13 protein-coding genes and 1 pseudogene are annotated in these 11,582 nt (G+C 50.0%); 4 read left to right on the forward strand and 10 right to left on the reverse strand.

Features of this window, described 5'->3' with window-relative positions; translation table 11 throughout:
- Positions 1–224: 224 nt before the first annotated feature.
- Positions 225–1,007: a beta/alpha barrel domain-containing protein gene (locus FYJ51_RS12850; protein ID WP_105304846.1), complete on the forward strand. Its 783-nt coding sequence runs from the start codon at positions 225–227 to the stop codon at positions 1,005–1,007.
- Between the two features lie 110 nt (positions 1,008–1,117).
- Here the strand turns inward: FYJ51_RS12850 and cysK are convergent, their stop codons facing one another.
- The 6 genes and pseudogenes from cysK to FYJ51_RS12880 form a co-directional block, all read right to left on the reverse strand.
- Positions 1,118–2,047, reverse strand: a complete 930-nt coding sequence (gene cysK / locus FYJ51_RS12855; protein ID WP_105304847.1) for a cysteine synthase A — start codon at positions 2,045–2,047, stop codon at positions 1,118–1,120.
- 276 nt (positions 2,048–2,323) lie between these two features.
- A complete protein-coding gene (locus FYJ51_RS12860; RefSeq protein WP_154505963.1) occupies positions 2,324–3,502 on the reverse strand; it encodes a hypothetical protein in 1,179 nt (392 codons plus the stop codon).
- Positions 3,503–3,604: 102 nt separating this feature from the next.
- Complete coding sequence (gene rplA / locus FYJ51_RS12865) at positions 3,605–4,282, reverse strand: 50S ribosomal protein L1 (protein WP_105304849.1); 678 nt, start codon at positions 4,280–4,282, stop codon at positions 3,605–3,607.
- 2 nt (positions 4,283–4,284) lie between these two features.
- Positions 4,285–4,710: a 50S ribosomal protein L11 gene (gene rplK, locus FYJ51_RS12870; RefSeq protein ID WP_105304850.1), complete on the reverse strand. Its 426-nt coding sequence runs from the start codon at positions 4,708–4,710 to the stop codon at positions 4,285–4,287.
- Between the two features lie 276 nt (positions 4,711–4,986).
- On the reverse strand, positions 4,987–5,175 hold the full coding sequence (locus FYJ51_RS12875) for a hypothetical protein (protein WP_154505964.1): 189 nt from the start codon (positions 5,173–5,175) through the stop codon (positions 4,987–4,989).
- Between the two features lie 5 nt (positions 5,176–5,180).
- A pseudogene (locus FYJ51_RS12880) lies at positions 5,181–5,300 on the reverse strand (ISAs1 family transposase); the annotation flags it as partial.
- 95 nt (positions 5,301–5,395) lie between these two features.
- On the opposite strand from FYJ51_RS12880, the gene FYJ51_RS12885 reads away from it, so the two are divergent.
- From FYJ51_RS12885 to FYJ51_RS12895, 3 genes are all read left to right on the forward strand, one after another.
- Positions 5,396–6,586 (forward strand): SPFH domain-containing protein, encoded by a 1,191-nt coding sequence (locus tag FYJ51_RS12885; protein ID WP_105304851.1) that lies wholly within the window; start codon positions 5,396–5,398, stop codon positions 6,584–6,586.
- Positions 6,587–6,659: 73 nt separating this feature from the next.
- Positions 6,660–7,760 (forward strand): hypothetical protein, encoded by a 1,101-nt coding sequence (locus tag FYJ51_RS12890; protein ID WP_154505965.1) that lies wholly within the window; start codon positions 6,660–6,662, stop codon positions 7,758–7,760.
- Positions 7,757–8,593, forward strand: a complete 837-nt coding sequence (locus FYJ51_RS12895; protein ID WP_154505966.1) for a TPM domain-containing protein — start codon at positions 7,757–7,759, stop codon at positions 8,591–8,593. Before FYJ51_RS12890 ends, FYJ51_RS12895 begins: the two co-directional genes overlap by 4 nt.
- Before the next feature lie 41 nt (positions 8,594–8,634).
- On the opposite strand, the gene FYJ51_RS12900 is transcribed toward FYJ51_RS12895, so the two are convergent.
- The 4 genes from FYJ51_RS12900 to FYJ51_RS13630 all read right to left on the reverse strand — a co-directional run.
- Positions 8,635–9,222, reverse strand: coding sequence for an O-methyltransferase (locus FYJ51_RS12900; RefSeq protein ID WP_105304854.1), 588 nt, complete (start codon positions 9,220–9,222; stop codon positions 8,635–8,637).
- The gene (locus tag FYJ51_RS12905; RefSeq protein ID WP_105304855.1) at positions 9,219–10,037 is read right to left on the reverse strand and encodes a radical SAM protein; all 819 of its coding nucleotides are present in this window, start codon (positions 10,035–10,037) and stop codon (positions 9,219–9,221) included. The genes FYJ51_RS12900 and FYJ51_RS12905 overlap by 4 nt, the downstream gene beginning before the upstream one ends.
- The gene (amrA, locus tag FYJ51_RS12910; protein WP_154505967.1) at positions 10,030–11,409 is read right to left on the reverse strand and encodes an AmmeMemoRadiSam system protein A; all 1,380 of its coding nucleotides are present in this window, start codon (positions 11,407–11,409) and stop codon (positions 10,030–10,032) included. The genes FYJ51_RS12905 and amrA overlap by 8 nt, the downstream gene beginning before the upstream one ends.
- The coding region (locus FYJ51_RS13630) for a hypothetical protein (RefSeq protein WP_205946336.1) at positions 11,391–11,582 on the reverse strand (192 nt) is incomplete at its 5' end. The genes amrA and FYJ51_RS13630, both read right to left, overlap by 19 nt.

Consider the following 11,582-nt stretch of genomic DNA (forward strand, 5'->3'; position numbering starts at 1 on the left):
TCACCCATTTCAAAAAATCGATAATTATTTCTGAAATTCCTCAGATAAGCTTTAACTGGGAAAACAGACAAAGTGGACAGAACCGCATAACAATCGCATTCTGTCCACTTTTGCTATAAAACTTGAGTTATATGGTGACAATAGTACACCTTTTCCATTCCGTGAGGTACGTTGACAATCTGTTTTCCTGCTTCTACAGTGAGCTGTGAAAAGAGGACAGATCCATGAATGATTCTGAAGAACTCCTGCATCGCCTTGCCGGCATCGGCATTCTGCCTGTCTGCAGCATCTCTTCTTCCAAAGAAGCGGTATCGCTTGCCGGCGCCTTATGCAGAGGCGGTATCCCGGTTCTGATTCTGAAAGATGTCCCGGAAGAAGTATTTTCTGCAATCCGCAGGACCTATCCGGATATGATGCTCGGCAGCACGGATCCCATACATCCAGAGTTCTTCCTGTCGGAACAGGATCATACCCTTACAGTTCAGGGAAGAGCCTTCCGAGTACTTCCTTCCGGTATGATTCCATGGGGCAATGCAGTTCCATCCGAACCGGAGCACAGTTTCTTCAGACTTCTGAATCAGCCTGCATACTTCGGGATCCTGTCTGCGGACCTTACTGCGGATCCTGAGTCTGCAGAAGCAGCTGCCAGAACTGCGGTTCATGAAATGCTCGGTCTTCATATCAGCCATATCGGCATCAACTGTTCCGAAGAAGAAGGAGAGCAAACTGCTGAGCAGTTTGCAGATCTCTTCCTCGGCACGGTATCTGCAACCGGCATCGGCTACTTCGGCAGCCCGATGGCAGAGATCATGGTAAGGAACCATCCTGGCATGCATGGTCATATCGGAATCGGTGTCCATTCCGCCGATCGCGCGCTTGCATACTACCGGGCGCTCGGCTATGCATTCATTGATCAGACTGCAGTCTATGAGCCTTCCGGTGAACTTGCCAGAATCTACTTCCGTGATCCGATCGGAGACTTTGCAATCCATCTGATGAAAGACTGATGGTGCCGTATTTATGCAGGCCCGTTCTGTGATATGCAGAAAGCTCGCGATGTTCAGCGAGCTTTCTGATCATGTACTGATGAAGATGAGTGAGGAAGAAGCAGTTCTGCTCAGTCCGCAAACAAAGTAGTGGAAAGATAGCGGTCACCGGAATCAGGCAGAAGCACCACGATGGTCTTTCCCTTGTTCTCCGGTTTCTTCGCTTCTTCAATCCCGGCATATAATGCAGCTCCGGAAGAGATGCCAGCCAGGATTCCTTCTGTGGTTCCGAGCAGCCTTCCGTATTCAAATGCCTTCTCGTTATCCACATCCTGGGTCTCATCATAGATTGAAGTATCCAGCACATCCGGAATAAAGCCTGCACCGATGCCCTGGATCTTATGCGGTCCTGCCGGCTTTCCATTCAGCACTGCCGAAGCAGATGGCTCTACTGCAACTACTTTCACAGAAGGCTTCTTCTCTTTCAGATACTTGCCTGTTCCGGTGATGGTTCCGCCCGTGCCGATGCCGGCAATGAAAATATCTACAGTTCCATCCGTATCCTTCCAGATTTCAGGTCCGGTTGTATCATAATGTGCTTTCCAGTTGGACGGATTGACGAACTGTCCCGGGATCCAGGAATCCTTGATCTCCGCATGAAGTTCATCTGCTTTGGCAATGGCTCCCTTCATTCCCTTAGCACCATCAGAAAGAACAACTTCAGCTCCATATGCCTTCATGAGCTTCACGCGCTCCGGCGACATCGTCGATGGCATGACGATGATGATGCGGTATCCCTTCACTGTCGCAACCATCGATAAGCCGATGCCGGTATTGCCCGAGGTCGGTTCAATGATCGTGGTGCCTTTCTTCAAAATTCCTTCTTTTTCTGCATCTTCAATCATGCGGCGGGCAATGCGATCTTTGACGCTGCCAGCAGGGTTGAAGCTTTCTGTCTTCACCAGCAGATGCGCCTGCAGATGGAATTTCTCTTCCAGGTGATGCACTTCGATGAGCGGGGTGTTTCCGGTTAATTCTGCGATTGAATTGTAGATTTTCATTATGATTTCTCCTTCTCTTTTTCTTCTGCCGCAAACATCACTGCCTGCGGTGCGTCACCTGGATGAACATCATAAAACCGGGCCAGCAGAGTGCCCGGTGCAGGTTTTTCCATGAAAGATGCCGGCAGGAAACAGAGTCAGGCATGAACAGGAAAAGACGCACCGCAGGCGGTACAGATGCATGCATGACAGTAACAGAAGTACTGATGTGCCATTTCCTGTTTCTCCTTTGTCCATAATTCTATCCGATATCTTTTCCCATGCAAGCAGAATGATTCAGCTTTCCTTCGCCGAAGGATTCAGATAATTTCCCTTCAGAGAAATCTTTCTGGTATGGGCATTTGCCTGCGAGAGCAGATGCAGGAACTGATCCTGCTGTCCTTCCCCAAGCTGAATTCCATGTCCGCCCCGGATTCCGTTGAGAGCCTGACTGGCATCGCCGAGGGCAAGATAATACCAGGTCTCATGAAGCAGAGACGAGGGATCCTCTTTCGGAAGATTCGTCATGAAGAACATTCTCAGAGCCTGATAGGATGGTTCTGATGAAGGATATCCATCTCTTGAAGTCTGCTCAATCTCACTTCTGCCAGGATGTGCATATTCAAGATCAGGGCGCTCTTCCATAAGCTTGCGCATCTTCGGGCTGAGGGAGCGATCAGCGATCATTCCCTTCTGATCTGCATACTGCAGGTACTGATCTGGAATCGCATGGAAGATGTCCATGGCTTCTGCCTGGTCGTACTTTGTTCCATAAAGTTCTGCAAGTACTGATTCCGGTGCCATGCACATCGTATAGTTCAGAAACGAAAGACAGCTGAACATCCAGGACACTTTCTTCCGCAGCGTCATGAATGCCTCATCTGCTGCTTCTTTCCAGGCTTCCTTCACGTCTTCCGGGACAAGAATCTGATCCGTCTGGCTGATGGCAATATAATGGGGATTCAGTGCCGCAAACAGGAACAGCTCCTCCTGGCTTGGGATGAAGGGCTTCCGCATGGCTTGTTCAAATGCAGCAATACTCTCATCCGGAACACAGAGAAAGTTCTTATGAACTTCTTCTCTGCTGCGCAGTTTCCTGCTGATCTGTCTGGCAACATCTTTTCCAGGTCCTTCCGGGGTCAGTCCGAGTTTCTTCGCTTCTTCCCTCAGTTCTTTCGGGGAATACGACGCAGCGAGAGTATCTGCCATGCGCGGCACGATGATCTGCCGCTGGCTGCGGATATTCGAAACCGCATGATGCAATGCGGTGAGCTGCTCTTCTTCGCTCAGCGGCCGGCTGCCGCCGGAGATTGTCATTTCCTGCATGGCAAGGGCCGTCATCATCGTGCTGTATGCACGCTCTTCACTGCCAAGATCCCGGGCTAATTCTTCCAGGAACTGATGAAAGGATTCATCCTGTTCTTCCTGCTCGCGGATCAGCTGCCGCATGGATTTTCCTGTCTGTTCTGTTTCCATCTGTTTTTCCTCGCCTGTTCATTCTACAAAGAAACGATGTCCCGGGCAATTGCAATGAATCCACAATAAAAGAGCGGGGATACCGCTCTTTCATGTTTCCGATTACTCAATCGTGACTTTGACGCCCGGACCCATAGTGGTGGAAACCGTAACGCCCTTCATGTAGATACCCTTGACCGTCTGCGGACGAACCTTGGTCAGCTGGTCATAGAGTGCCTTGAAGTTCTGTGCGAGTGCTTCATCAGAGAAGGAGCACTTGCCGATCAGTACGTTGACATTGCCGTCCTTATCGACACGGTACTCAACTTTACCTTTCTTGATTTCCTCAATTGCCTGAGCAACATTCATCGTGACCGTTCCGGTCTTCGGATTCGGCATCAGTCCCTTCGGGCCGAGCAGTTTTCCGAGACGGCCGAGCTGACCCATCATATCCGGAGTAGCGACGATGATATCGAAGTCGAACCAGCCGTTCTTGATCTGGTCGAGCATATCCTGTCCGCCGACATAATCAGCACCTGCGTTCTTTGCTTCTTCAACCTTCGGGCCCTGAGTGATGACCAGAACTCTCTGGGAACGGCCTGTGCCATTCGGAAGAACCATAGCACCGCGGATATTCTGATCTGCCTGCTTCGGATCGACATTCAGGCTGAAGCTTGCTTCAACGGAAGAATCGAACGTCGTGCAGGAAGTCTTCTTTGCGAGTGCAACTGCTTCTGCATACGGATAAGTCTTGGTGCTGTCGATCATGGCAGCTGCTGCTTTATACTTTTTTCCTGCCATGATTACTTAGCCTCCCAGCCTTCGATGGTGATGCCCATATTGCGAGCAGTACCAGCGACGATGCGCATTGCTGCGTCAACATCGTTTGCGTTCAGATCCGGCATCTTGTACTCAGCGATTTCCTTGAGCTGAGCAGCAGTGATCTTTCCTGCCTTGACAGCCTTCGGGGAACCGGATGCCTTGTCAATGCCTGCAGCCTTCTTCAGAAGAACCGCTGCCGGTGTGGTCTTGATTACGAAATCAAAGCTCTTGTCTTCGTAAGCAGTGATGATGACCGGAACAATGTCGCCCTTGCGATCCTTGGTCTTGTCATTGAACTCGGTGCAGAACTTCGGCATGTTGATGCCGGCCGAAGCCAGAGCAGGTCCTGGTTTAGCGCCGCCTGCCGGGAACTGAAGCTTGCAGATTTTTGCAACTTTCTTTGCCATGTGGCTACCTCCTTGAAAGATATTCACATGCAGTGGTCTTACGGATCGCTGCGTATCCTCCCACGCATATGTCTGCGCGCATAAAAAATCGCGTGCTCCATAATAATAGTAAGAAAGGGGTGCTACGTCAACAGAAAATCGCATGATTCTGCGGTTTTCCGGTTCAAGATCACACCCTTTATTACCATGAATCAGTAATTCCTATGCAGCATTTTTTCAGCACGTATTCTGAAGAAAGATCATTCGATGCAAGTTCTTATTCCAGTCTCTTAATGTTTATTTTTCATGATCAGATTTCTGCTGCAGTTTCAGAAGCAGCTTTCCAAGAAGATTAAATATAAGCATGATCAGCCCTACTCGGATTCCGGATTCCATTCCTTTTAATCCCCAGAAAACAAGAAAGGGAAGGAAAAAGGCTAACACCGCTTCAAGAATCGTCTTGGCAATAGAATTTTCATATTCCATACATGCCCGCCTTTCTCAACGATCTGCTTCATGATTGCAGTCTGTGTTCCGATCGCATCGATCGTAATGATACTGCCGTGAAAATCCAGCAGTTTCAGCAGCTCCGGAATCGCTGTGATTTCATTCTTCGAGGAATACCGTACATCTCATGCTAAGATAATAGTAGAAACTTTTTGGAGAAGCGCTATAGCTTCATCTCAGAGAAGGAGGAATCTAATCTATGGGCCTTATTCAAGCAGCTGTTTCAGCAGCAGGCAGTACCTTCAGCGATCAGTGGAAGGAATACTTCTACTGCGATGCGATCCCTTCCGGAATTGCCGCAGTCAGAGGGCACAAGAAAGTCAGAGGGCTCTCTTCCAATCGCGGGGATGACAATATCATCAGCGACGGATCCGTCATTGCAGTAGCAGACGGCCAGTGCATGCTGATTGTCGATCAGGGCCAGGTAACAGATATCTGCGCCCAGCCAGGTGAATTCCGCTATGATTCCAAGACGGAGCCTTCGCTGTTCACAGGATCTCTGGGCGATGGCCTGAAGAATGTATTTGCGGCCATCGGCAAGCGGTTCACGTTCGGCGGGCAGGCGGCAGAAGATCAGCGGGTATACTACATCAATACCAAAGAGCTGCCGGGAAATAAATACGGGACTCCTTCGCCGATTCCGTTCCGGGTCATCGATAAGAATATCGGCCTCGATATTGATATCTCCGTGAAGTGCTTCGGAGAATACAGCCTGAAGATCACCGATCCGATCAGCTTCTATACGAATGTCTGCAGCAATTTCACGGATACGTATCCGATTTCCAATCTGGAAGGACAGCTTCGTTCTGAACTGCTCACTGCCCTGCAGCCGGCTTTTGCTAAGCTGAGTGCGCAGGGAGTCCGCTACAGTGAAGTGCCTGCCCATACCGCAGAGCTCGCTGACGCGCTGAATGAAGAGCTTTCCAAGAAATGGAAAGAACTGCGCGGAATCGAAATCGTTTCCTTCGGTGTTTCCTCGATCAAAGCTTCGGAAGAAGACGAACGGATGATCAAGGAAGCACAGCGCAATGGCATGTACCGGGATCCGACGATGGCTGCAGCTACGCTGGTCGGTGCACAGGCGCAGGCAATGCAGGATGCCGCAAAGAATACAAATGGAGCGGCAATGGGGTTCATGGGCATGAACATGGCTCAGAATGCTGGCGGAGTCAATGCCGGTCAGCTGTATGAAGCAGGTGCTGCGAAAGCAAGTCAGCCGGCTGCTGCTGAAAAGTGGATCTGCCCGAATTGCCATGCTGAGAACAGCGGAAAGTTCTGCTCGAACTGCGGTACTCCGAAGCCTGCATCTGATGTCTGGTACTGCCCGAACTGCGGAACAAAGAATACCGGAAAATTCTGCTCCAACTGCGGCACGAAGAAACCGGAGTAATCATTGCGCATTTTCATAGGCACGGTAGTGTTTTCCGCGACCGTGCCTGTTCTCAGTCATACAGGAGGAATCAATGCCTGAACAGCTAGTCAATTACCAGTGCCCTAATTGCGGCGGTCCGCTCAAATGGGATGCCGGGCTTCAGAAACTTCACTGCGATTACTGCGGAAGTTCCTTTACCGAAGAGGAAACCGAAGCATACTACCGCAAGAAGGAAGAGGCGGCGGCAGAGGCAGGCGCACAGGCTTATGCAGAAGAAGCCGGGGAATGGTCCGACTCCGCTCCGGATGGAATGAGGGCTTATCACTGTCCAAGCTGCGGAGCAGAACTGATCGCAGATGAAAATACCGCGGTCACCACCTGCCCATACTGCAATAATCCGACTGTGATCTCTGCCCAGTTCAAGGTAAAACAGCCGAAGTATGTGCTGCCTTTCCAGGTCACAAAAGAACAGGCTGAAACAAGACTTCAGGAGTTCTACCAGAAGAAGCCTTTCCTGCCGCACGCATTCAGCAATCGGAATCATATCCAGGAAGTAAAAGGAGTCTATGTTCCTTTCTGGCTCTATTCCGGAACGCTTGCGGCAGACTGCACATATCACTGCACGCGTACCAGACAGTATTCCCAGGGAGATTACATGGTGACAGAGACTGATCATTTCAAGGCAGTCAGACGCGGTGATGTTTCATTTCAGAGAGTTCCTGCAGATGCTTCCAGCAAAATGCCAGATACCTATATGGATGCTCTGGAGCCATTTGATTACCGCAAGCTTGAGAACTTTTCCAGTGCTTACATGCCAGGCTATCTTGCAGATAGCTACGATATTGACTCCAGAGAGAGTCAGAAGCGTACTGATGAGCGGATGATCCATTCAACCCTTGCCCTCCTGAACAGCACGGTAGCAGGATATGTTTCCGTAATACCGGAACGGCAGGATGTGTACCGGAAAGAAGGAACGGCAGAATATGTGTTTCTTCCGGTCTGGCTGCTTTCCACACAGTTTGAAGGAAAGAATTATCTCTTTGCGGTCAACGGCCAGTCCGGAAAGACCGTCGGCGATCTCCCGGCGGATACCGGAAAATTCATCCGGACGATTGTGACTCTGACGTTGATCAGCTTTGCCATCATTGCTCTGATTCTTTACTTTCTGATCGCCATAGGAGGAACAATATGAGAAAACGGATTCTTCTGATCGCTGCTTCTCTGTGTTTCTTCTTCAGCCTCTTCTTTCCGATCAGTGCTTCCGGTTCTTATGTCATGGACGAAGCCGGAGTACTGAGCAGTGATGAACTGCAGGAGCTCAATCGCAAAGCTGAACAGATCAGCGAAGAGCTTGAATGCGGAGTGTATGTTATCTTCACCGGCAGCATGAAGGGCTATTCTGATTCCCAGTTTGCAAAAGGCATCTATGTGAATTACAGCCTCGGATGGGGAAATGGAAAAAGCGGCGTGCTTCTGGCAATCTGTACGGATCCTGGTTATGAAGACTGCACCGCATATGGAGCTGCAGCGGATGTATTCACCACTTCACAGCTGGATGATCTGAATGATCTGGTCATGGAATCGCTGTATTCCAGAGACTGGTATTCTGCCGCAGAATCCTTCATCAATGAATCAGAAAGCGTCCTCAGAAGCTCAGGCTACACCTACTATGAACCGGAATACACCGATCCCGAAATTGATGCCAGAACGGCTCAGACAACGCCTGAACAGCGCCGGCAGGAATGGCTCAATACGCTCCCTCTCACTGCACTGATTTCGCTTGCGATCGCATTGATCATCGCCTTCGCAATGCGTTCTCAGCTGAAAACAACGGGCAGAAAGAGAGAAGCGAGGAATTACATCTCCAGAAACGGGATGCATCTGACTGCGATGCATGATTACTTCATGTACCGGCAGACTTCCCGTACCAGAATTCCCAGGAATAATGGCTCAGGTTCCGGAGGCGGAGGAGGCGGCTATCATAGCAGCGGCTTCTCCTCCAGCAGCGGAGGAAATCATTTCTGAAACATCAAAGGCGGCTCAAGCCGCCTTTCATCTGTCCTGAATTATCTGATTCTTTTCGCTGCAGCCACTCCATCCCCGATTTCCGGATGGAATTCAGTCTCGAATCGTTCATCTTTCAGCAGATCTTCCCGGAACTTCAGAATCTTTCTCGTCATCTGAATTGTGCTCCGGTTCTTCGAAGCAGAGGGATCATCAACGATGCCATGAAAGTTCAGATTGTCGAAGATAAACACGGATCCGACATAGGAATTCGGCAGAAAATGTTCGAGGTATCTGCGATACTGACTTTTCGCCGCATCAATGAAGAACAGATCATAGTACTTTGCAGTACGGAAATCGTCCGCATCCATCTGATAGACGAAGATCCGATCATCCAGATCTGCATCTGCGATATTCCTTCTGGCCTGCGCTGCCATTGCCGGATCCACTTCAATCGTATCAATGGTAATTCCGGGACGGATTCCTGCCATATTCATGGCCGACCATCCGACCGCAGTTCCCGCTTCCAGGACACGCATGATCCACGGACGTTCCCGGATATAGGAAAGCAGGAATTCCATTCCGGAATCCTGCATAATCGGAATATGTTCGCTCCGTGCTTCCTTCTCCAGTTCCTTTAATCGAGTCATATGTTACCAGTATACACATACGAAAGATGCTTCCGGGCGATTTTCTGAAGAGACAGAATCTTCTCGATCGGAGTCGAGGGAATCGAATAATGATATTTCGGGAAATACCGGCTCAGATGCAGTACCGTATCCGGATCAATCCCTGCCAGCCAGCTGGACTCCTGGTCGATCCATTCCTCGCGGTCATTCTTTCCCGGAATGATCAGAGAAGTGATTTCAGTGTGACATGCAGGAATGGCTCTCTCAATCGTGTGCTTCACCATCTCATAGCTTCCGCCGAGCTCCTGATAGAACGCTGCATCTCCCTTGAGATCGATATTCATTGCATCTACATAGGGCAGAAGGAGATCCAGCACTTCATCGCTCACGCAGCCATTGGTCACCAGAACGATCTTCTTCCCATGAGGCTTCAGAAGCTCTGCAGTGTCAATGAGATACTCCCAGCTGATCATCGGCTCATTGTAGGTAAAAGCGATCCCGAGGTTATCCTCTTCCCTCAGTGCGATCTCAGCAAGTTCCTTTGGAGAGATCACGCGGTAGGAAACAGAGTATTCATCCGCCATCGAAATCATGGAATTCTGGCAGAACGGACAGGAAAGATTGCAGCCGTAAGAACCAGCGGATAGAATCCAGCTGCCCGGATAGAAATGCTTCAGGGGCTTCTTCTCAATCGGATCCATCGCTAGGGAAGTGATTCTCCCGTAATTCACGCAGACATTCTTTCCGTCCCTGGTTCCTCTCGCGTGGCACAAGCCGTTCTTTCCCTCCGGGATCAGACAGTGATGGAAACAGCCAGGGCAGAGAACCTCAGACATGCCGTACCACCTCAAAGCGCTCTAATGCCACTGAATCATGTTCAGGGTTAATGCCTGCCTTCCGGCAGGCAATTGCAATCTGCTGATCCGGAGTATCAACGCCCTCCAGGTCCGGCAGCAGCAATCCTCTTCGATCCCCGGAAGAACAGATCACGCCATACTTCTTCACGCTGAGTTCAGCTTTCGAAGCAATCCTTTCCGGTGTGCCAAGCACATCCACGGAAATCGAAAGATAGGGCAGTTCCTCAGCACGAATCGGATCAAATCTCGGATCTCTGCTGCAGGCACTGATCGCATTATGAATGATTTCCGAAGCAATGCTGGGGCGGGTCGGAGAAATCGTGCCGATGCAGCCGCGAAGCTGCCCATGTTCATGAATGGATACGAAAACACCGGATTTCTGATGGCACAGCTCAGCAGGAAGGTTCTCAGGAATTTTCAGAACTCTCTGGCAATTCACCCATTCCTGAACTGCAGACCGCGCAAGCTGCACGTAGGCATCACCAGGATGAGAAGACACCATGTGCGCTTCATCTTCCAGATATTCCTTCAGAAAATGACGAGAAGGATCTTCTTTGCCGATCTCGTAGAGCACGACTCCATAACCTACGCCAAGCGTTGCTTCGTGGCTGATGACCTCAGGCTTCACCGACCGCCCATCCAGAGCACCCGCAAGGATGGTAAAGGAGCGATGCCCGCATTCTTCTGCTTTCTCAAGGAATCCTTCCTCATATTCCATAAGTTCGCGGAACTCCCCCGACCCCATCGTCTGCATGATCCTGTCATCATATTCCGGCCCCTCCGGATGGAAGCCATACGGACCGTCAGCTTTCTGGCAATGAGAAAGATCTCCGCTCGCAACAAACATCCACCTGCGGCCAAGAGATTCAGCCACATGAGCAATGTATTCGCCAAGCTGGTAATGCATGACCAGAGGGAGTCCGGAAAGGCCGATCCTGACAAGCTGGTAATCCTGATAAGCCTGATTAAGAAAATACAGCGGAACCATCGTCCCCTGATCCAGATACTTCTCCTGATCATAGAGCGTACCGCAAGGAAAATGATGGGCCAAACAATAATGAGTTAGCTCATAGGTAAATTGATGATCATAAGAGACTTCCATGGAAACCCGTGAAGCTCCATATCTGCTGAAGTCTCCATAAGCAGAATGCCCCCCGGAAACATTGAAATAATCCCGATACATGACCGCATGCGGAGAAGTCAGGATGATCAGCTCAGGTTTCTTCTGTGCAATGAATGCTGCAGCTTTCCTGAATCCATCAATAGTTGTCTGGATCTTCTTTTCTTCTCCCTTTCCGATTTCTCTGACCGCAACCGGAGGATGAGGAACCATCACTGCCCCAAGAAACATAAAAGCACCACCTCTTGCTCCAAATGTAGCACGAAAAAGCGGATGATGCTCCAGAGTAACATAAAAAAAAGAGGAAGAGCAGAAGCTCTTCCATCGATTACCCGGCAGCGTGCTTGTTTCACTGAGGTCCGCTCAGCTATTTTCGCCCCTGCAGTGCTTAACTTCTGTGTTCG

Origin of the sequence: Stecheria intestinalis (assembly GCF_009696165.1) — a bacterium.
GTDB classification, from domain to species: domain Bacteria; phylum Bacillota_I; class Bacilli_A; order Erysipelotrichales; family Erysipelotrichaceae; genus Bulleidia; species Bulleidia intestinalis.

What these genes read in the sequence shown, in the direction of transcription:
- amrA (WP_154505967.1), bottom strand. Translation starts at nt 11,409, where the DNA reads ATGTTTCTTGGGGCAGTGATGGTTCCTCATCCTCCGGTTGCGGTCAGA.
- rplK (WP_105304850.1), bottom strand. Translation starts at nt 4,710, where the DNA reads ATGGCAAAGAAAGTTGCAAAAATCTGCAAGCTTCAGTTCCCGGCAGGC.
- FYJ51_RS12875 (WP_154505964.1), bottom strand. Translation starts at nt 5,175, where the DNA reads ATGGAATATGAAAATTCTATTGCCAAGACGATTCTTGAAGCGGTGTTA.
- FYJ51_RS12890 (WP_154505965.1), top strand. Translation starts at nt 6,660, where the DNA reads ATGCCTGAACAGCTAGTCAATTACCAGTGCCCTAATTGCGGCGGTCCG.
- FYJ51_RS12905 (WP_105304855.1), bottom strand. Translation starts at nt 10,037, where the DNA reads ATGTCTGAGGTTCTCTGCCCTGGCTGTTTCCATCACTGTCTGATCCCG.
- FYJ51_RS12895 (WP_154505966.1), top strand. Translation starts at nt 7,757, where the DNA reads ATGAGAAAACGGATTCTTCTGATCGCTGCTTCTCTGTGTTTCTTCTTC.
- FYJ51_RS12900 (WP_105304854.1), bottom strand. Translation starts at nt 9,222, where the DNA reads ATGACTCGATTAAAGGAACTGGAGAAGGAAGCACGGAGCGAACATATT.
- FYJ51_RS12860 (WP_154505963.1), bottom strand. Translation starts at nt 3,502, where the DNA reads ATGGAAACAGAACAGACAGGAAAATCCATGCGGCAGCTGATCCGCGAG.
- rplA (WP_105304849.1), bottom strand. Translation starts at nt 4,282, where the DNA reads ATGGCAGGAAAAAAGTATAAAGCAGCAGCTGCCATGATCGACAGCACC.
- cysK (WP_105304847.1), bottom strand. Translation starts at nt 2,047, where the DNA reads ATGAAAATCTACAATTCAATCGCAGAATTAACCGGAAACACCCCGCTC.
- FYJ51_RS12885 (WP_105304851.1), top strand. Translation starts at nt 5,396, where the DNA reads ATGGGCCTTATTCAAGCAGCTGTTTCAGCAGCAGGCAGTACCTTCAGC.
- FYJ51_RS12850 (WP_105304846.1), top strand. Translation starts at nt 225, where the DNA reads ATGAATGATTCTGAAGAACTCCTGCATCGCCTTGCCGGCATCGGCATT.